The sequence below is a fragment of the Halostella litorea genome, from assembly GCF_004785955.1.
GTDB lineage: Archaea > Halobacteriota > Halobacteria > Halobacteriales > Natronoarchaeaceae > Halostella > Halostella litorea.
Window position 1 is genome coordinate 23,227 of sequence record NZ_SJER01000009.1, and the last position, 20,384, is coordinate 43,610.

The following is a 20,384-nucleotide window of genomic DNA, read 5'->3' on the forward strand; positions in this document are numbered from 1 at the left end:
ACTATGGGTTCCGTTGGAAGATGTCGTCTGGACCGAGCATTCGGAGGAGCCGCTTGCCTGCGTAGAACATCACAAGAAACGGGATGAGCTGCCAGCCAACCTCGAAAATGAACGCGAACCAACCGTCGATGGTGCCGAGCGGATGCCACCGAGCTGTTGCCGTCGCACTCACATACGCGGGGTCGTGCCCGAGCCACGAACCCGGATGGTACCGTGCCGTGTAGATACCCGGCTCGTCGATCGTCACGATCGCCACCCCGGAGGCGTTGGTCTCGACGCGTTGCTCCGCGATGGTGATGTACCCGTTGCGAGTGTTCCCACCGATTGGATATCGTCGGTCGGGATCGCTGAGCACGATTGGGGCGCCGGTCTCGTTGTCTCGGAGTTCGATGCGGAGTGTGGCCTGACTTTCGTTCTGCTGGAGAACCTCAACAGTCAGATTACTGCGCCGGAGCTGCCGCTCTGAGCCAGCGTCAGGTGCCACAATCGAGGCGTTCACGCCCCGCACGATCCCCGCTACCTGGAGCGCGTCGCGGTCGACGTTCTCCGCGCGAACCGCAACACCGTACGTCGTCGTGTACGACTGGTTGACGATGTCGATGTTGATGTTCTCACCGAGAGTGCCGTCCGGAGACGGTCGGTCAGTTCCCCAGGTGTCGATGATCTCTGGGCCATCGCGAACTGGTTCGGCACGCGGGCCGATTCGCGACGGGTACGCGTGAACATAGACAGGAATCGCATCCGACTCGACGGTGGCGCTGTCGGTCCGGTTCGACCTGACGAGCGTATCCCAGTCGGTGTTCCGAGCGGTGTAGAACCGCCAGACGCCACGCACTCGTGCGCTTCCATTCTCCGTCAGCGTGTACCCCTGCCACGGTCGAGACTGGAAAATAGCCACACCGGCGTCACCATTGGGATACTCGGCGTAGTAGGGGTACGCCGAGAGGTCGTAGATCTCGACAGCGATCGAATCCGAGACGTTGAGCGACTCGGTTCGGTACGTGACCTCAACATCGGTCTCGTCGCCTCGGTCGATTCGCGTGGTCTTCTTCAGCCGGACGCTGATCTCGGCTTCGAGTGTGAGGTTTGCACTCCAGTCGTCCTCGATCTGGTAGTCGAGGGCCGGCGTGTGCGAGCCGTCGCGCTCGACGATGGTTTCGCCGTCCTTCTGCAATCGAACCTCCTCGACCTCGGTGCTCGCGAGCGACCACTCGATCGTCGTGTTCCCCGAGGAGCTTCCGTTCGGGACGCGAACGCGATAGTCGACGAGCCCCCGCATCGTGCCGTTCGGCGCGATATAGAGCGGGGTCTCACCCGACTCCAAGTGACCTCGCGTCGACGGCTGCACTGCGAACACTGTGGCGTGGGCGTCCTCGATAAACACGCCATCTTCGAGCGACGCGTGGCGCGGATGCACGGACGTATCCGACCCACCGGCTTCGAGATCAGCGAAGTCGTTTCGCGTCCACGTTGCAGCTGTCGCCGGCGGGCGCGTGAACGTGATGTCCGTCCCGTTTGCGAGCTGGTGCATCGCGGTCCGGCTCTCGCCGTAGCGCTGCTGGTACTCCTCTTGGGTGATGTAGTTGTCCGCGTCGCGAGACCACAGCGTGGCTGATTCATTCTCAGTGAGCCCATTTCCCTCCGTGCCTGGCCGTGGCGGGCTTGCAGTGACGAGACCTGTGACTAAACTCGTCACGAACAGGGCGGCCATTAGCACGGAGAGCTCTCGTTGTGTCATGGGGGCTCGCGACGGGGATGGTAGTCGCCTACCAGGGGGCGAGGTCGACGCACTGCGCCAACGGGAGGTTCATCATCGACCCAGCGACGGTGTAGAGTGGGCCGAGGGCGACGAGGACGACCGCGGACTTCATCGCCGACCGTTTGTGCCGCTTGAGGCCCTTCTTCTGCTCGGGCGTGATCGTGAACATCTCGATAAGGGAGTCAGCCTGCCACACGACTGCGAGGCCGACAATGCCCAGCGCCGTGGTAAGCTGGAAGAAGCCCTCGATCATGCTGGGAAGGTTGTCCGCACTACAGACGGCATTCGTCTGTGCGGCGGCGGGTTCCACAGCGAACAGGCTCAGGGCGACGACGATGAACATAGCTTGCCTGGGAAGCCTACTCGATGCCGTGGACTGGCTGTCGAGGCGATTCGAAGCCGTCTCGGAGGGCGTATTGTCCTGTGACATAGCGGGTTACTCCTCTGCGTCGTCGACGAGTGCTTTCAGATCAGCGTAGCGGTTGGTCTCGTCGACGATCTCGTCTTTCGTGTAGCCCTGTTCGCGGGCCCGTTCGAAGAGATCTCGAAGCTCGTCGGGGTCGACGTCGCGAAGCTCCATCTCATCTCGGAGGGCGCGGCGATAGAGGGCGGACCCGTTGATATGGCTGTTCCACGTCAGGTACAGATCATCGATGTCTTCGATGGTGACTGCCCGTGTGATCATATGTGCGGGGTGGGTATGCACCGGTTGAGCCCCGGTCCATGGTGGTGCGATAGCTAGAAGATCGGTATATGCTTTCTGGCCACCAACTGGTGCAAAAATCTAAAGTAAATTATAACCGGAGAGTTCGTTCACCTTGCAAAGGTACTGTTAACCAACAACGGGGTTAGATGCCGTTGTCTGTTGGTTAAGGTTGGAATGGCGCTCTACTCGAGTTCCACGACCTCTCCACGCCCGTTGTCAAGGATTTCTCGCACCTCGGCCAAGAGTTCCTGACCTTCCTCGTGGAGCCTTGTCCCTTCATCGAGGTCACACTCGTCCGCATCGAGCTGCTCAATGATTTCTTCGACACGGGCCAGCCGGTCGTGGATCTCTTGGTCGTTTGCCACGCTTAGATCACCCCCAACCAAAGCCCAGTGATGGCCAACAACAGCAACAACAGCACAGCGATTGCGGCCTTGTAGTAGACCGGCGGGAGCCCCTCGGGTACGGCCGCCTCGTCGACTGCTTCGGCGAGTTCCTGTTCGTGTTCGTGCTCCTGCTGAAAGGTATCGTACGCAGCGTCGAGTTGCTGTGCCAGCGGCTTGACTTCGCCCGCCAAGAACTCCTCGCGGGAATTCACGATATACTCGCCGGCGGCCGTCGGCGTGATCGTTGCCACATCCGCGACCTGATCGGCGATTAACCGGTCGTCAGTATGCCCGATCGCCGTGACGATCGGGGTGTTTGCGGTGAAGATAGCTTCCGCGACCCGCTCGGTGTTGAACGCCTGGAGGTTCGAATCACTCCCGCCGCCACGGCCGACGATGATTGAGTCGACCTCTTCGGAGCGGTCGAGATGGTGGATACCGTTCGCGATGGATGTGGGCGCTTCCGACCCCTGGACGGTGGCGTCCTTCACCAGGATGTCGACGGTAGGGTCCTGTTCATGGATCGCGTTCTGGATGTCATAGCGGGCATCGCCACGGAGGGAGGTTACGACCCCAACCCGCTCTGGAAACGCCGGCGGGCGCTGTTTCTGCTCGTCGTCGAACCAACCACGTTCTTCGAGTTCGCTTCGCAGTCGCTCGACGGCAGCCGCTTGGTCGCCGTCGCCGACGACGATCACTTCCCACGGTTTGAGGTCGATTTTCCCGCCCTCTGTCCAGTAGTCGATATCGCCTTCGAGGATGACCTCCGTCCCGTCCTCGAGGTCAGCGTCCATCTTCTGATAGCGGTTCGTCCAGAGCATACAGGGAAGCTCGGCGTCGCCGTCGGTGAGAGTGAAATAGAGGGCGGTACTGTTCTGATGGAGATCCGTGACCTCGCCAATACAGCGGACGCCATTGAGGGCAGGCGTGTCCTGGACGACCGACGCAATCCGGTCGTTCAGCTGTGACACGCTGAGGACCTCTCCTGCATCGGGGTCGACCGCCTGCCGTTCAGTATCCGGTGCGTCCGCCATCTCCGTTTCCTAACTTCTGAACAGGAACCTCAAAAAGCTACGTTCGAGTGCCGGGGTGGGCTGCGTTACGCAGGCCTACAGGTCGCGGGGCTGGACCGTCTTCCGGTCGTTGGCCTCGGCACGCTCTGCGGCGTCGTCGAGCAGTTCGGCGACCTCTTCGTTGAGGTCATCGTAGAAATCCGCCGAGACATTATTGTCCGAAAGTGCGTCCTTCACGGCTGCTTTGACGATTAGGTCAGACATTCCATCGCGGAATTCTCCTGTCCACTATATAAAGGTTCGAAGTTCTCACGTGGGCTTCCTGACCAGTATTGCCGAATTCGCCTCTGAGTACCAGAGAGAACATATGCCATCCCTCAAAAACAGGGAACAGACGGATGCACGATCTAACTGGGTTCCAGCGGGACATCTTGTACGTAACCACCGGGCTTGAGGAACCACACGGGCTCGCAATCAAGGACGAACTCGACGACTATTACGAGCAGGAGATCAACCACGGCCGCCTCTATCCGAATCTCGACGATCTCGTCAACAAAGGACTGCTCGAGAAGGGTGAACTCGACAAGCGGACTAACGTGTACACGGTCACGCAACGCGGATCGCGGGAGATCGAGGCGCGACGTGAGTGGGAAAGCCAGTATTTAGAAGACGTGAACGCACCCACTACGTCGTAGGATCTGGCGAGTAGAACTCAATAGCTCTATTGTAGTCTGTTAGAAGAAAGCCAAACTGAACACTCCAGCCAATCAGCCCTAACCCAGATCACCGAAGAGTTCCTCATGCCGTTCTTCCAACCGTTGAATCGTCTCCTCGCGCTTACCCATTGCATCCTCCCGGTGATCCTGAAGCGCCTCAAAGAACCAGGAATAGAAGTCGTTCAGAACGTCTTGGTAAGAGTGCATCTCCGCCTGGATATCAATCTCTTCACCCAATTCCGCAAGATACTCTCTCGGCTCTGGGTCGAAATCACCGTGATTCAGCAGTTCATCTCGCGACACAACGATACCAAACCGAACCCCTTCCTCCTCCTCGAATAGAGTAATGTCAATCGAGGGGAGGCGGCTCTTCACCATGAAATGCCGAAGCTGCTGGAGAAACTCCCACCGTGTTTCGATATCGTGCTTCCGCTTGCCCTTCTCATAGATGTCATCAAATTCGTTCGTACCGTACTTGTCCGCCCGCTTGATCCGTTGCGTCTGCTTGATGAGCGTGTAGACCGACACAACGTAGTTGTGATACCGGCGTAGATACTCCTGGAGAAACGCATCCATATCGCCTTTGTCCTTCTTCAACTGGATATTCAATCCCTGCTCTCGAAACCATTGATCCAGCTCGTTCACTTCCTCAAAATTCCGATTCACCGTGTATACTGACCGTTTCAACCGACGGAGTTCATTCGCGATTTCCGTTCCCTCGGTCTCTTCCAAATCCTGCAAAATATCTCGGAAGGTGGGGTTGTCGTCCATACCCGTGTTTGTGGCGGAGTAGTTATTAATCACTTCAGCAAGAAGCACGCAGCAAATGGATTTCTACGTACCACACAACGGTGATGTAGACGACGAAGAGCTGTACCAAGACATCGTCTACTACCTCGAGGAGCATCTTAGCCATTCAGTACAAACCGACACGAGGTACAGCTATCTTCGGTTCAAAGACGATGGCGACATCTATGAAGCAGAGGTCGGAGAGGTGTTCGACCCAGTTGATGAAGTTGTTGTAGCCATATTTGAGGGTGGGTTCGTGTTCTACATCTGCACCCAGAACAAGGGAACGCCTGGTTCGGACGAGGGGCCGATTATTGTGGAGAAGGGCGGGACGGTTCTCTATCACCGAGAGTTCGATGACTACTGATTGCAATTGTCTCGACGGGATGAGCCGTTTAGACTGCGTGATATCAACATATCGAGCATGATTGACCCGAGTATCCTTTTCAGCAACATTCTCGGTGGCATCATCGCCCTCATCGTCGCCGTGGGAGTGTCTAGATGGGAGTTCAACAGACAAGCAAAGGAGAAGAAACAGAACTGGTACAGAGCTGTTCACAACACCTGTGTTCGGGCCTACGGCAGTCGAGATGTTGACCACCGGGGCGTTGATGACGCGAAACTGACTGAGTACGCGCAGTTGTACCAGGCGTTCGCCGAGCAAATCGAGACTAACCTCGCGGAAGCCCCAACGGACGAAGTGAATTTGCCGTTGTTTAATGCCCTCCAGAATATCCAATTAGGGTGTATCAGGTTCGCGCTTGAAGTTGACACGCCGAACCCGCATAAGCAGTTTCTGCACAGTCGCCACGAAACGATTATTGATTTCTGCCAGATTGCGATGTACCTCATCGAGTTCGAGAAGGAACCAGACATCGAGTATCTCCACGAATTAGAGGGAGAGGAACTGGAGGAAGGGAAGGAAAAGTACGAGAAATTCAGTGAAGGGACGTTGTACGAGGAGCAGAACGACCGGGTGAGAGAGACGATGCGAAAACTGAGCAAGTTAGACGAGTAGTCGGCTACTGAGGCCAGAACCCAATGTTGACTTAGATTGTCGCTTCTTCTCTCTTAGAGTTTGATTCTCGACACACAGACGTGGTATACCCATCCTGTATGACTTCGAATATTGGTTCAACACAGGAAGAATGAAAGAAATAAAACCATATACTGAACTCACCCTCTATATTCAGACACCACTCCTGGCAATCTCAAGGGGTTTCAACAGAGCCAACTCCATATAAAAACGGGACTGCTTTATCCACTTCCCACGAATACACATTGAGATGGCTCGGCTCGTCTTCTATCATCACCCACAGGCCGAGAATTTTTCACTCAAATATAGCTCGGCATCGGTAGCAGAGATCCGGTCTCAGCGGGACCAATCCAACGAGTCGACAAAGCTCATCGGGTACCCCTTCGAAACACCGGTCTATGTGCTCTACGAAGGCGATACAGAGATCGAATCAGCCCAAGACATCGACTTCGATCAGGAATGGCTGAGCGACCGTATTCGTGACCTTCCTCGTGCTGGGCAAGTTGTCACATTCCGATTAGTAGAGTTGCTCGAAGCCGCTGTCGATGTTCGAGATGAGGATGAGTTTCGGCTCTACAAGGAGTTCGAACCACAAAAGATCCAGCAGGCACTCAATCACGTATCCTGGGAAGCACCACTCCCGACCGTCGCCGGAGAGGTGCTGTCGAATTTGATTCTCCGACATTCCCTCCCGAATGCGAATCATCGAACTGGCATCGCGATGCTACAGTTCTGTATTGAGAGTGTGGACCCGGATTTTGAGATGCCACGAACACACGTCGACGACGATACTTGGCGAGAGTGGGTCAATCCCTACATCGTCGATTCCAAGCGGCTCATCACGGTCCGCCGGAACAATCTCCGTTTCAAGCAACTCGAAGATTTGGACGTCGATCTCGTCGAACGGAAAGACGGGATCCAAATCCGATTAGCCGAGTTCGAGTTGGATATGCACTGGCGAGAAGCCCTTTCGCAGTACGCTGAGCAGCATGAATCCCACTGTACGGACTTCGCAGATGCAGTCCTCAAACGTGCAGAGCGGGACGATCTGCTCGACTGTCAAGGACCAACGAAACAAGAGTTCATCACGTATCTGGAGGACGGACTCGTCGAACGGGACTTCAGAGAAATGTTCTGATCAGTCGCGAAGCTCGGCGACCGACTGACCGACCTCACGGACGTGTTCACTTCGCTCGAGGTCAAGTTCCTCGGCGAGGTAGTCAACCGTCTCTTCGAGGCTCATATTGGAAAGAAGTCTGCCGAGCGGTATAAACCTAGTGCTGACGCAGCAATGTAGCTCATCAGGGAAAGCGCCTCATTACGTAAGACTATCAATCTCTTCTAGTGCCTCAGTTGCGACGTCGCCAACTTCACCAGCTTCTATATGTGTGTAACGCTCTCTCACCATCTCCTCGGAGTTATCCAAGTAACGAGCTTTCAAGAGCCGCTGGAGAATCTATCGTGCGCCGTCCGTCGTAATCGACGGCGGCCGAATGTCCTCATCGAGCGCCAGCAGGATTTTGAACGGGATTTTATATACTGCGGACTACCTGTATTCGATAATGAGTGACTCGTCGGACGACTATACACTTGAAGATGCGAAAGACGAAGTCGGAATTCTTCGCCGTGTAACCGACGACGTCGTCGAAGCAATCCGGAATGCAGAGAGCGAAGACGTACTGGAGTTTTTGATCGAGGACGAGAAACTCGACGTGGTCCACGACGGTGAACGTGGTCTGGGTCGGGTTCGACGTGCTGTGCTTGAGTCACCGTTGGCTTCAGACCGTCTCAAGCGCGTCGTGAGTCTCCGCGGTGATGAAACGCCCGAAGAGATACTCGTTCCGAAAGATGTCGAACGCAACGCCAAAGTCGCGCTTGAAGCCGGGAAGCCCGTCGTCCTGTACGGACCGACCGGAACAGGGAAGACGACCTTCGCCAAGCAGCTCGCCCGTGAGACCGGCATCGGGTACGCTCTCAACACTGCGACCCCCTCGTGGACGCCGTCGGACATCATCGGCGGGATCAGCCCGGACTACACCGGTGACTCGCTAAGCTACCGGACGAAACTCGGCTGCGTGTCCGAAGCCGTTCAGCGTGCCCGCCGATTCGACGTCGAGTACGGCGTCATCCTCGACGAGATCACGCGAGCCGACATCTCGAAGATCTTCGGTCCACTGTACACCGCCATCGAGAATCCCCATCAGACCATCTTCGAGACCGACGAGGGGGAGACTATCGAACTGGACGAGCGGGTGAACATCATCTGTACGATGAACATGTCCGACCGGACGGTAAACGAACTCGACAACGCGATCACCCGCCGGTTCGCCATGATTGAGCTGGACGAGTACGAGGAGGACAAGCGGCGACAGCTGTTCAAAGACTGGATCACCACGCACGTCACCGACCACACGGATCTCGGAGAAAGCGAGATCCTCCGCCTGTTCGAGCGGGACTATCAAGGGATCAACCACGGCCACGAATCGACGTCACAAGGGTCGATCATGCGCTTCGGCCCGATGCATTATCGCGACGTCGCCGTCTTCCTTGGCGTCGGCTGTCGAGAAGGCGGAGAGTACGAGTATGACCAGAAAGATGCGGTCGGACAGGCGTTCCGGACGTACATCGTTCCGCGACTCCTGAACGCCGCCGCATTCCCGCAGATCGAGCGAATCGCGGAACACTACCGCGCGATGAACGGCGAGTTCGAGGAGTTCGATCTCGCCCCTGCTGCTGAGCTCGCCGAACGGGAACTCGAACAGGAGCGTCGCCAGATGGGCTCCTACGAGTAATGAGCACCGTTGACGAAGTCTACGAGTATGGGCAGGACACCTTCAACGTCCCCGAACGCGGGGAGATCCGGATAGAGGGCTGTCCGTCGTCCATCGGGGACCAGCTTCGTCGCGCGTCATTCACACAAGAGAGTCCCGGCGTCTTCACGAAGAGTCAGGCGGCGCTCGACGGCGAGCAGGAGTACGAGGTCGTCACGGTGACCGTAGACGGCGACGAGAACGAGGTACTCCACGTCGAGGCGACGGACATCATCGGTGTCGTGAGCCTCACGCCGTCGTCAAAGGTCCAGGTCGATCCGAAGATCGACTGGGAGCACATCTTCGATATGCTGCTGGCGGTCTACGACCAGAACCGCTCCATCGAATATCACGGGATCCCGCTGCAGGACTTCCTCTCCGACGACATCCATCTCGACGATATCTTCGTTGTGCTGGCGATCAACTACCTCGATGGGTTAGAGACGATCCACCGGCAGGGGTACATCCGCGACTTGGTTATCCGACGGCTCGACAGTCTGGACGGTCGGGGAGAGATCGACGTCGAACAGACGCTTATGAACCACGCGCGGGGGACGCTGGAACCACACTGGATCCGTAACGAAACCGAGTACGACAACGCCGCGAACTCGCTGCTCCACTACGCGGGGAAGACGCTGCTTCGGCTCTTTCGACAGAACTCTCACGAGAACGACCACCCTGCGTACGACCGTATCTTCTCAGAGGTTCACCGAGAGGTGGAGCGCCTGGAGAGTATGGGTGTTAACAGCGGGTTAGATCGGATGGACGCGTATCGACGTCTCTCGCTTAGCGACCTTCCGAAGCAGCGACGGTACTACCAGAAGGCGTTCGACGTCGCCAAGGCAGTGATGTCATCGTCACTCGGCCAGCAACTCCGAGACGGCCCGCGAGAACTGGTCGTGGACTACGTTTTGAATATGGAGTCGCTGTTCGAGCAGTACTCCCAGGTCGTCATTGAGCGGGAGCTCTCGTATATCAAGTCCTACGACCACCTCGGCGGCCTCAACGACGTGACGCCTGTCCGATCACCGTCCGTGAACCCGTTCGAGGGTGAGGGCCAGATCTACCACGAACCGGACCACGCGCTACAAGAGGGCGACGAGACACTAGCTGTGCTAGACTCGAAATACTACGCAGAAGGCCACGACCCAGTGAAGGAGTCGCCGTCTCGGTCTCGGTTGTTCAGCTACGCCTACCTCCTGCACGCTGACCGGCTCGCATTCCTGTGTCCGCTACTCGAACCGAAACGTCGCCGAGTCGCCCAGACCGGAGCTGAACTGCAGATCGTCTCACCCGAGCAGTCGTTCACTCTGGAAGGATACGGCGACGTCGTCCACAGCTACCTACACGACGTCCTCGTCAAGAAATCTGCTGAACTCGAAGCCTTCCGCGCCGTCGCAGAGAATCGCCTGTGTCTCGACGGCGTCGAAGAGACTGCCCTGTGCGAAGCGACATCGATGAGCGGTCCGTTTACGTTCAAGGATACTCGGGACTTCTCGCTTCGCGTCCTCAAGGCCGCTGCCGACGAACACTCGTGGGAAGTTCGCAATCGATACGACCTAGAGCAAGACGGTGACTGGACGCGAGAACAGATCGAGACGCGCTGTGAACAGCGCTACGAGCATACGACGACATGCGTACCGGTGTTCTGCCGCGAGCACGGGCAGGAGTGGATCGATCTCTATTTCCTCCAGAATGGTTCCGATGAAGTGGAGAAAGAGGGACCGCTGAAACTGCTCTGAACAGTAGTTTCGTCCGACAGTCTCTTTATACCTGGTTTCACACTAATCAGATAGTTGAATGAGTAACGAGATGACATCACATGACCCCCTTTCGAACGATGACGGGTTCTGGGGTCTACTGCTCGGGAAGAAATATGATAAAATCCCGGAGTCAGAACGGACGCTCGAAAATCTCGTATCGGAGTTCTACGTTGGGCGAACGAAACGGATTGATTCCCGTTTTGAGTCAGTCGCCGACTTACTCGCAGAATTAAAGGACCGATCACCAGATCGTGCACAACAGCTTCTACTCACCATCTGGGCAGAGGAAAAATGGGCGCAAAAGAGCAGCGGCGGCAACGGTTTCCAGGTGGAAACTAATTTCGAGGACGAACTTCGCCGACTCGAAGATGAGGGTCTCTTCGTCGAAGAGTTGATTGACGGTTTTACACTGGTGTGGCCGAGCAAAGAGGTTCGTGTGACCACTCGGGAAGACGACCGTGTCCGAAGTCGCTTGTTCGAGCGCGCCCACCCACTATTCGTTCGGAAAAATGATGGTGGTGAGGTAGAGGTACGAGGTGCAAAGAGTCGAATCAAGAAGTTCTCAAAGACCTTTACGGATAGTGATGGAGTTGACAAAATAGAGCGATCACAAACGACTCAGCACGTCATCGATGGACTTGCGTCAATCTTCAACGATGAGATTGAGGCGCTCACACTCACCGAGGTGGAGTTCCAACGAACCTATCTCCCCGATGGATCATCCCTCTCCCTCAGCAACCCTACGGGAGTTCGAAATGATCTCAACTCAGAAGCCGTCTTTCAGGAACTAGTCGATCTACAGAGCTTATCCGAACTGTCCCATCTCGGCTTCAACCACAACAAGACGGGAAAGAAGGTCGAGCTGAAAGTAGAGCGTGAAGAAACAGGATTTTACTTTGAGATCCAGGATCGGTACCTTCCCGAGTCAGAAAAGGAGGCAATTCGATTACTGATCGAGGACAAATTGGGCATCTCGTTCGATAGCATCTATCCATATGACGTCCAGCTACGAGATTCATACATCTTCCACCAGATTCTCACTGGGGCAGTTGAGACGTATAACCGATATTTTGAGGATTTACCGGAAGAAGAACAGGCACTTCTGAACGAATTCATCGACGTAACCGAGATTGACACATTTGAGTGTTATCGCTGTCACGAGGTATATGAGGAAGAAAAACCGGACGAATGCGACGAATGTGAAGGTGATAGTTTCAGGGACGACATCCGTCGGGAGGTCAGCGTAGACGATGAGGCGATCCATGAAGCAGCATTTGAGTCGCTAAAAGAGATCCGTGATACGCTTTCAGATAATGGCATCAACTTCTTGGACGTCTCAATCGATGCGTATGAGACGAAACACAACGACTACATCCGAGCCACATTCCAAGAAGTGGCGAGTGCAGGAAAAGAAGCCAACACACACCGATATGAGTACATCAACTATTGTCTCGGAAACGGCCGCCTTCCTCGACGAATTAATCAATACCTGCTAAACTCGGTTCTCGTCGTTTACGGGAAAGCGTATCTCAACGGGCGAGAGCACTTCGGGACTATTGACCTACACGACCTGTTGGTGACTGATTCTCCAGAGGATCTTCTTACCTCAGCGATTCGTGACAGCAAGTCCCAGTTCAGAAACCGAATTATTGGCCGGGCTGACGAAGCGTTCGAACGCCTTCAGGACCTACATCAGCGCGGTGCAGCAGGCGAATTCGACGATCTCTCACAGGAGGAGCGGGAGGAACTGAAGGAGGATTACGATTACAACGAGTTTGAACGGGACGTGTTCTATCTCCTGAAATTTATGTTCCTCTTCACCGAGCGGTGGGGACGAGAAGGAGAGACGGAAACAGATGGCTGTCTCGTAATTCCTGAAGACGACGGTTACTTCATCGCAAGTTACGACCCGAAACTCACCTACACAAAGAAGGGATACGATCTCGATGCCGGTGAGAAGAACAAAGCTGCTTGGTACATGGTTACGGAAAATCTCGGTGGTGCTCTCTCAGTTTCGCTCTCAGATGACGAAAACCTGGACGCCCACCTCTTCGTCTCGAATAACTTCCGAGAAGGTCAATTCCCCTATGTCGCCTCTCGTGTACAGGAGTGGTTCGAGCAGAGTGAGGATGTGGAGAAGGAAGAGATTCCAGTTGCATTCCTCCCTCTCGAATCATTGTTGTCGCTGTACGATACCTTCGACCGACACTACGATCCGATAATCGAATACCCTTCAGTGAAAGCTGCATTTAGAAGGGCATTCATAGAGAAGATCAGGAGCGGAGAGGACGGATACTCTGTTGTGGACACCGACGCCTGCGACGCCGTCGAAGAACGAGTACTGCAGGCCTTGAAAGGGACTACCCGGAGTAGAACTCTCAAAGACCATACTGAATAGGGTGCGGTCGATTCTGCGCCCCTTTTCGAAATAGTACAACACTACATAGGAGGTTATGACCAGTACTGAGGATTAAAACGGCGCGACGAGCCACTCCCCACCTTCTTTCCGTTCAAGTTGTGGACCAAAGACCTGCTGAAGCGAGTAGAGTTCGTCATCGTACCGAAGGTCGTAGGTCTTTCCGCTTCGGTGAAACGACCCTTCGATGACGAACTGTATCGTGGGACTTTGATACTCTAGATCGTTCGCACGCTGATCCATCTCACGGGCGAGTTCGTTCGCCAGATCCTCGTCACTCAGGGCATCCGAGAGTCCGACGACACTCACTTTCTCGGGAACATCATCTTCCTTGAGCCGCTGGAGGAACTCCTTCACGGGGATCTGGTGTTCGAAGGTCTCGTAGGCACCTTCAATGACGAGATTGTACTGTCCGGGTATTTGTCCGGGGGCTGCCATTACCTATAGCACGTCGCCGAGGGGTCAAAAAGGGGTGCGGTACCTCAATCGTCCCGTCGGAGGTCTTGCAGGGAGTTAACGCGTCGAAGTGCATTATACCGATCGCGGTAGTTGGGCGTTAGGTCGGGAGATCAATGCCAAGCGCCTCGTCGGTGGGCGACCAGGTATGCTTGTTCTGCTCAGCGAGGCCAACGTTCTGGAGACGGCTCAGAATTGAACCTACCTCATTTCGTTCTGTACCGTTCGAATTCGGTTCATCGAATGGTGAGTCCGGAAGCTCGGTCGCGTCTCCGTGAATAACACGACGAACCGCGCCACCTGTGTTCTGGCGGAGTGCCTTGAGAACGAACTGTTCCTCCTTCGTAAGCCGGTCAATCGCGTCCGCCGGCTCTTCGATGTCTCCAAGACGTGTCTCGGGCGTCGCCCATTCGTCGAGGACAAAGTCGATTATCGTCTCCTCGCGGTCCTCGATATTTTCCACGGACCACTCGTCGTAGTCGTTCTGGATATCCCATTGCACCCAGAGCTTCGACTCCACGTATCCCTCATCACACTTGATCTCGAATGTAGCGTTCCCCCACTTCGAGTTCCACGGTCTGCTCGCAAGCGTGAGATTCCCGAGTCGATCAACGTATGCGCCGTACCGCGCTTCAGGACTGGGATACTCGTCGGCATCCCCGAGAGGTAGTTCGTCGGGACTCTGTGGCCAAATGTGTTCGACCGTGTATTCATTGCTCATTGCTTCCGTGAGCGATGGTCCACCACGCTCACCCTTCTCGTCAGCTCGGTGTTCGTTGTAGAAGTAGAAGAGATACCGGAGGTCCTGCGAGCTCGCTTTCGAGTACAGATCCGCGGCTGAAAGGGATCGTCGGAACTGCGAGTCGTCCTCGTATCGATTCATTAGGGAGACGACTTTGCTCACCCAGATATCGGCTGGACTGTCTTCGCTGATGTTTCGCGTGCGGACGTAGAGGCTGGACTCACCGGTGTGACTTCGATGGTTACCAATCGAGTAAACGCGGAAGATGTACGTCTCAATCGCGTTCAGGAGCTCCTGCCTGCCATCGTCATCAAGATTCGGCCACGCTTTGAGGAGCAACGGGTAGAACTTCGTCGCGTGACGGAGGCGGTGTATTCGCTGAACGAGGGTCGAAATTTCGTCATCAGCGGTACAGTCTAACACCCTCGATAACGCGTTGAATCCGCGTTCCAAGCTGTTGGTGTAGTCTTTGATGTATTCCAAGCACGCTCGTGGATCTTCCTGTCGAAGCTTGCGGATGTGCTCTTTCAGCTCGCTAAGGAAGGCGGGATCACTGTACTCGTCGGAGTTCGACCAGTCAAAATACGAAATGAAGTGGTAGCGCTGGACTGCGTCATCGCTAATATCGGTGACGTACGGTGACTCCAGCATCGTCTGGTGGTCGTTGTACATCTCCCCGAACGATTGTCGGATTCGGCGGATGGTCGCTTGTGCCTCGCTCTCAGTATCCGCAGCGAGGTATGCCATCCGCATCAGGAACGACTTCGTCTTGTCGAACGTAGAGAGCGACCGACCTCGGTCGTTGACGCTATCGAAGATGAGCGTCGCCTTCTCGGGATTGGCTGCGTCAACAACGTACACCATCAGTTCGAGTTCGAGGATGGTCTCCCAGAGTTGCTTGAGTTCCGTAGCGACGTCCACGGGATCGACATCGGGGGATGCGGTGAGATCGTCGAGTTGGTCGTCGAAGTATTCCTTCGCCTCGATCATCTTCCGCTGAGACGGGCGATCCGGTTCGTGAACGTCGTGGCCCGTGAGTAGCCATTCGAGGTACTTGTTGTCCTCCTCGTCGAGGAGCTGGAGCTGATAGATGTTGTCCTCAACGAGAAGTGTCTCGCGCATCTCTTCGACGTCGGCGAGTATCTCGGCCTCGTGATCCGTTTCCGGTGCGATTTCCTCCAGACACTCCGTCATCGAGCGAACCAGCAGCGCAAGCGAGGTGAGCCGTTGTTGGCCGTCGATAAGGAGGTTGATGGGTTTTTCTCTCGAAGAGCCGTAGCCACCGGTACTCCCACCGCTTTCCGTTTCGTCCGTCTTCTGGATGATGATCGTCCCGAAGTAGTGCTGTTTGTCCGGCGGAAGCGTGTAGAGATCAGTCCAGAGGTCATCCCACTCCGGTTCAGTCCACGAGTAGTAGCGCTGATACTCCGGAACGTGGAACACCCCTGCTGTCGTCAGTTCCTCTAACGACTTCTTTCCCGATTCCATATGGTCGTGTGTTCGGAGGAGGTAGAAAGTTCCCGGGGTGGTATTCGCTCAAAGAGCCACCCAGTTAACCATCCAAAGTGCTATTTCACGGCGTGGCTAATCAACTATCGAGCGCAACGGTGCTGCGTAGAGCCTGTGTGACCATGTCCCGGAAGCCTTGCGGTGCAAGCCAATAGGCGTCGAAGACGGACGTGGGTACAGGAAACGCACTGATTTTTCGATTCTACGGTACGGAGAGCTGCTACCGGGCTCAGTAGCTCGTGATATCCCGATCTCCGAGCACCCGCGTGTACGTGTCGTCGCCGGTCACGTCCGCGAGCCGTCCCGCGAGTTCACGCAGATCGTCATCGACGTCCCACTTTTCGACGTAGTTCTGGACCGCCTGGCCCTTCTCGTAGCGGTACCGGAGGAACTGGAGCTTGTCGAGGTTCGAGAGGTGGTCGCCGCCGTCGCCGTTGACGTGCTCCTGGATGTACGCTTGGCGCTTCTCGTTGTCCCACGTGCCGAGTTCGAAGCCGTCGTTCTGGTTGTACAGGCGCATCTCCTTGAGCTCCTCCGGCGTGGCGTTCGTCCCGCGACAGAGCTTGTTGACGTCGTCGTACGAAGGGTTGTCCGTATCCAGCAGATCAACAAACACATCTTCAACGCCAATATCGCTGGCATCTTGGATGATACCGTAGATCTCCTGAACGACTTCCTTCGCACTCATGACCTCACCGTCCCGCTGAACCTTTCCGTGGTGTTTGGAATATTCTCGGAAACAGTCGCCCATTTCCATCACGCCAATATCGCCTTGTGAGAGGTTTCGCCCTTCTTCGAGTCTCCTACGAGTTCGTCTTGCAGTCCGGTATATTTCCCGGCGAAGAGAATCCCAGCTCATCGCAGTCGTCTCTTCAGCAGGGCGAGCAACGACTAGGATATCGAATGAAACTGCTTTTCCAATTACGTTATTTCCAAATTTCACCTGATCTGCGCTAATGGGATACGTAGCCGTCACCTCAAATCCAACATCGCATAGTGCTTCCAGCAATTCACCCCACGACTCAGAGTCGCTATGGTGGTACGTGAAGGATAGTACACCATCTTTCTTCAACATGCGCTTGATATTGGCAAACCCTTGTTTGATTTCTGACTCAAATTCTTCAGGCCCCTTTCCTTGAGCAGGATTTGCTACTATACTGGACTCACTATCTGTCAGTTCGGGCTCAAATTCATCATACTCGTCTTGAAGTATGAGGCGTTGCCAGACATAGAAATAGTTAGACAACTCAGAATATATAACATTATCATAGTAGGGTGGGTCAGTTATTACCGCATCAAAGAGTTCATCAGTTTCCAGATCGCGCATATCGCCACAATGAAGAGTGAAATCTTCGCCAATTGGCGTGTTGAATTCCCCTGTTTCTACTGTATCTGGCTCTGACAAAGACGGGTCCGTAATGAACTCGGGCTTTTCATCCTCTTTAGGGTATTTTATATATCGCTCTGTTGGGGAACGTGCATACTCACACCCCCGAATAATCATATCCCAAGTAGACTGGAATGTACCGATACCGTACTCTGTACCCCATAAGTTCCCCTCCGCAGGCTTATGAGGCGGATCAAACGAATTTGTATTAAACATATTAACAGAATGGTTCCGGCCTGCGTTGTAGCCAATCATCATACTGTTATAATTGAGAGACTCGGTGAACGCCAGAAGAAGATACTCACGTGCCTGCTTGTGCTCAACTTGGCTGATTTCCTTCAGGAGGGTACTTAAGCAGAGAAGCTGACGGCTATTGTACATATCTGTCCACTCTTCATAGCCCTTCTTCAGGACGTTAAATCCGCCACCGATCCCTCCCTCAAAGGCGGAACTATCTGTTTTGATCCCAACCGGTATCTTGCCATCTGGAATATACCTAGTGAGGTCTTTGCTGCTCTCCCACTCTGATTCAGCAGTTTGGTACAGCTCCCGGTCACTGGCGGACGCCGGTTTGTAAGACTTTATTGCCTCTTTACCCATCCCTTCATCATCACAGGTAGGGCAATAATATTCGATAGCATACAGACGCTTGTCAAAACCTCCTCTTTCGTCAATTCTATCAATTATTCCATATCGCTGACCACAGGAGCGGCAAGAATACTTTCCATCAGATACCGTCCCTTCTTCTGGCACAAACGTATTTCCGCATTTACAAGAGCACTTCTCCCGCCAGTCGTCAACCAAAATCACAGACTCACATTCCGGACAGTAGACGTGGTACTTGTCTTTATTATCGTATCGACCCTTTCCTACCCTAAAGTCATTGAACAGAGGGACCATCTCACCGCAGGACGTACAATCCAACTCTTTAGCCCACAAGTAGTACATTACATCCGCACGGTGATCGCCATTCGGGCAGTCAGTCTCGTAATATTGTGTTATCTTATCAGCTACGCGTTCCTGTAATTTGTCGAACTCCTGTTCTAGTTTCTCAATGTTAGCTTGCCCTGCTTCCAACTGCTTCTTAGTAATGAACCAAGCTACGGGGTTGAGATCGTTCCCTACGACCTCAGCACCGAATCTCGAAGCCTCAACTAGAGAGGTTCCACCCCCCATAAACGGATCTAAAACGCGTTTGTTCTCTACAGTTACGTCCTTGGGGTAGAGTTCCCACAGATCCTCCGGATCATCCAATGAAACAGATTCGACAAGCGAATGGATTTCCTCGGCCGAGGATGAAAAACTGTCTAGTTTTTCATTCTCTTGAGTGGGATCAGTAACCTTGATTTCTGATTCATTATCCAGAAGTGAATAAAGGGAAACAGCCCGGAACACGCAACCCAGACGACGAGCCCACCATTTGTGCATAGTGTAGACAGGGCGATACCATTGCTTAGCTCGTCCCTCTTTTTCACCGATATCGTTTATCAATTCAATTGGGAACCCGCGTTCAATGGGGAGTTCCGTTCGCTCCTGCCGGCCCTGTGAAGGTCCAGATTGCTCAGACATTATTCAGTATATAGAAGCGATTACGCAGGAGCCCCATAAGTGTGCGTTCTTTCAGCGGTAGAGAGACACCCGGGAATCCACCCCTGAGTCTGAGAGTGATCTAAGCTTGATCAGGTTGAAAGTACATGGTTTGATACAGGCAAAGGTCAGACAGATAGTATGGCCGCCCCAGCGTGGTTTTATTCAACGATTGCTCAGGCATCGGCAGCAATTATCGGCCTGACAATTGCGTTTACAGTCTCTACTCATTTGAGCCGAAGGGAACGCCGGCGTAGGCGTACTGATAAAGCACGAGAAGAGGCAATCGAACTCAAACAGCGGTATCAGCCGCTAATGGACACAATCGCACGGACAGTCAGAGAAAATGCAGATGTTAATGTTGACAACACACGCTACGAGTTAGAAGACGTCTCTTCAGTTGAATCATGGGCCAGTAATAAGAATACACCAGTCTCTGCGCAAATCTGGGCACTCACCTCGGGGATTTCACATACCCTCTCGGATTTTACTGTACTTTCCGCAGAACCCACACGCGAGCAGTTAGCAAAATTGCAGAATGCCGTCCAAGAACTCGAATACAGTCTGCTCTACCGCGATAATGGAAACGATAGAATTCTCTATACAGAGATAACGGGTCAACCACCCGAAGAAGCGGATGGATTCTATTATCACGATGACATACTGGAAGACGCTGATCAGATCAGTGCGTGGTTAGACAGAAATCGACGAACACGAGACGAGAACATTGCAGGTGCCCGCCCAGAGGACTTGACAGGGAAGAATATTTTCTCCCTTGTGACGATAATGGAAATCCTCGATTCGGACCTAGATAGCTTCGGAGTTAATGCCGTAGAAAGTGACTTGACGGCGGACTTCCTGCAGCGCAACTTCGGATCACATGTTCTTTCTACCAGTGCGAGACTCGCAGTTTTTGGTATCTTCCTGCCAATGCTGTTTCTAATCAGTTCACCAGATCTTTCGTTGCCGATGCAGGTTGTCGAAGCCATCCCCTCGATATTCTTCGACGTAATCGATGGTTCCCATATCCTACTTAATCTACTTGCCCAGATCACAATACTCTCTGCAAGTGCGTTCTACACGGTTCGGCTCTTCACCATTATGAGACTAGATATGAACACGACTGTCCCCACAATGGGAGAGCTTCTAGGAGTTGACAACGGAGACGAGTCAAGTACTGAATCAGATACGACCTCTGAGAATGGACGATTGGCGAGATTGCTACGGTATGTTGCTCAGTGGGCTCAGATGAAATCCCTCCCCAAAGATCTTCAGGACGATATCCAAGAAACCGGATCGTAGCACTCCC

At 54.2% G+C, this 20,384-nt stretch carries 18 protein-coding genes and 1 pseudogene; 8 read left to right on the top strand and 11 right to left on the bottom strand.

Features of this window, described 5'->3' with window-relative positions:
* Nucleotide 1: 1 nt before the first annotated feature.
* From EYW40_RS18630 to EYW40_RS18655, 6 genes are all read right to left on the bottom strand, one after another.
* Nucleotides 2-1,738 (bottom strand): DUF8186 domain-containing protein, encoded by a 1,737-nt coding sequence (locus tag EYW40_RS18630; RefSeq protein WP_135823116.1) that lies wholly within the window; start codon nt 1,736-1,738, stop codon nt 2-4.
* 28 nt (nt 1,739-1,766) lie between these two features.
* Nucleotides 1,767-2,189 (bottom strand): DUF7985 family protein, encoded by a 423-nt coding sequence (locus EYW40_RS18635; RefSeq protein ID WP_135823117.1) that lies wholly within the window; start codon nt 2,187-2,189, stop codon nt 1,767-1,769.
* 6 nt (nt 2,190-2,195) lie between these two features.
* The gene (locus EYW40_RS18640) at nt 2,196-2,444 is read right to left on the bottom strand and encodes a hypothetical protein (protein WP_049987855.1); all 249 of its coding nucleotides are present in this window, start codon (nt 2,442-2,444) and stop codon (nt 2,196-2,198) included.
* A 203-nt stretch (nt 2,445-2,647) separates the two neighbouring features.
* Entirely contained in the window at nt 2,648-2,830 is a 183-nt protein-coding gene (gene xseB, locus EYW40_RS18645; RefSeq protein WP_119712814.1) for an exodeoxyribonuclease VII small subunit, read from the bottom strand.
* 2 nt (nt 2,831-2,832) lie between these two features.
* Nucleotides 2,833-3,885: an exodeoxyribonuclease VII large subunit gene (xseA, locus tag EYW40_RS18650; RefSeq protein ID WP_135823118.1), complete on the bottom strand. Its 1,053-nt coding sequence runs from the start codon at nt 3,883-3,885 to the stop codon at nt 2,833-2,835.
* Nucleotides 3,886-3,960: 75 nt separating this feature from the next.
* Nucleotides 3,961-4,128, bottom strand: a complete 168-nt coding sequence (locus EYW40_RS18655; protein ID WP_135823119.1) for a DUF1931 domain-containing protein — start codon at nt 4,126-4,128, stop codon at nt 3,961-3,963.
* Nucleotides 4,129-4,262: 134 nt separating this feature from the next.
* Here EYW40_RS18655 and EYW40_RS18660 point away from each other — a divergent pair, with 134 nt between their 5' ends.
* Nucleotides 4,263-4,559, top strand: coding sequence for a PadR family transcriptional regulator (locus EYW40_RS18660; protein WP_135823120.1), 297 nt, complete (start codon nt 4,263-4,265; stop codon nt 4,557-4,559).
* A gap of 78 nt (nt 4,560-4,637) precedes the next feature.
* Here the strand turns inward: EYW40_RS18660 and EYW40_RS18665 are convergent, their stop codons facing one another.
* Nucleotides 4,638-5,351 (bottom strand): hypothetical protein, encoded by a 714-nt coding sequence (locus tag EYW40_RS18665; RefSeq protein ID WP_135823121.1) that lies wholly within the window; start codon nt 5,349-5,351, stop codon nt 4,638-4,640.
* 55 nt (nt 5,352-5,406) lie between these two features.
* Between EYW40_RS18665 and EYW40_RS18670 the strand changes: the two genes are divergently transcribed.
* The 3 genes from EYW40_RS18670 to EYW40_RS18680 all read left to right on the top strand — a co-directional run bounded on the left by EYW40_RS18670 (nt 5,407) and on the right by EYW40_RS18680 (nt 7,543).
* Nucleotides 5,407-5,736: a hypothetical protein gene (locus tag EYW40_RS18670; RefSeq protein WP_135823122.1), complete on the top strand. Its 330-nt coding sequence runs from the start codon at nt 5,407-5,409 to the stop codon at nt 5,734-5,736.
* A gap of 57 nt (nt 5,737-5,793) precedes the next feature.
* Nucleotides 5,794-6,387, top strand: a complete 594-nt coding sequence (locus tag EYW40_RS18675) for a hypothetical protein (RefSeq protein ID WP_135823123.1) — start codon at nt 5,794-5,796, stop codon at nt 6,385-6,387.
* Nucleotides 6,388-6,655: 268 nt separating this feature from the next.
* Nucleotides 6,656-7,543 carry a DUF8172 family protein gene (locus EYW40_RS18680; RefSeq protein ID WP_135823124.1) on the top strand — a complete coding sequence of 296 codons (888 nt, stop codon included), beginning with the start codon at nt 6,656-6,658 and terminating at the stop codon, nt 7,541-7,543.
* 180 nt (nt 7,544-7,723) lie between these two features.
* Here the strand turns inward: EYW40_RS18680 and EYW40_RS20245 are convergent.
* Nucleotides 7,724-7,924, bottom strand: a pseudogene (locus tag EYW40_RS20245) (site-specific integrase); the annotation flags it as partial.
* A 43-nt stretch (nt 7,925-7,967) separates the two neighbouring features.
* On the opposite strand from EYW40_RS20245, the gene EYW40_RS18690 reads away from it, so the two are divergent.
* The 3 genes from EYW40_RS18690 to EYW40_RS18700 are packed head-to-tail and all read left to right on the top strand — an operon-like array spanning nt 7,968 to nt 13,376.
* Nucleotides 7,968-9,197, top strand: a complete 1,230-nt coding sequence (locus EYW40_RS18690; RefSeq protein WP_135823125.1) for an AAA family ATPase — start codon at nt 7,968-7,970, stop codon at nt 9,195-9,197.
* The gene (locus tag EYW40_RS18695; RefSeq protein WP_135823126.1) at nt 9,197-10,957 is read left to right on the top strand and encodes a 5-methylcytosine restriction system specificity protein McrC; all 1,761 of its coding nucleotides are present in this window, start codon (nt 9,197-9,199) and stop codon (nt 10,955-10,957) included. Before EYW40_RS18690 ends, EYW40_RS18695 begins: the two co-directional genes overlap by 1 nt.
* A 58-nt stretch (nt 10,958-11,015) precedes the next feature.
* Complete coding sequence (locus tag EYW40_RS18700; RefSeq protein ID WP_135823127.1) at nt 11,016-13,376, top strand: type 2 periplasmic-binding domain-containing protein; 2,361 nt, start codon at nt 11,016-11,018, stop codon at nt 13,374-13,376.
* Between the two features lie 72 nt (nt 13,377-13,448).
* Here EYW40_RS18700 and EYW40_RS18705 read toward each other — a convergent pair whose 3' ends face one another.
* From EYW40_RS18705 to EYW40_RS18715, 3 genes are all read right to left on the bottom strand, one after another.
* Nucleotides 13,449-13,832 carry a DUF8076 family protein gene (locus EYW40_RS18705; RefSeq protein WP_135823128.1) on the bottom strand — a complete coding sequence of 128 codons (384 nt, stop codon included), beginning with the start codon at nt 13,830-13,832 and terminating at the stop codon, nt 13,449-13,451.
* 118 nt (nt 13,833-13,950) lie between these two features.
* Nucleotides 13,951-16,080: a DUF262 domain-containing protein gene (locus EYW40_RS18710; RefSeq protein WP_202614607.1), complete on the bottom strand. Its 2,130-nt coding sequence runs from the start codon at nt 16,078-16,080 to the stop codon at nt 13,951-13,953.
* A 250-nt stretch (nt 16,081-16,330) separates the two neighbouring features.
* Nucleotides 16,331-19,057 (bottom strand): DUF1156 domain-containing protein, encoded by a 2,727-nt coding sequence (locus tag EYW40_RS18715; protein WP_135823129.1) that lies wholly within the window; start codon nt 19,055-19,057, stop codon nt 16,331-16,333.
* Nucleotides 19,058-19,216: 159 nt separating this feature from the next.
* Between EYW40_RS18715 and EYW40_RS18720 the strand changes: the two genes are divergently transcribed.
* Nucleotides 19,217-20,377, top strand: a complete 1,161-nt coding sequence (locus tag EYW40_RS18720; protein WP_135823130.1) for a hypothetical protein — start codon at nt 19,217-19,219, stop codon at nt 20,375-20,377.
* Nucleotides 20,378-20,384 lie beyond the last annotated feature (7 nt).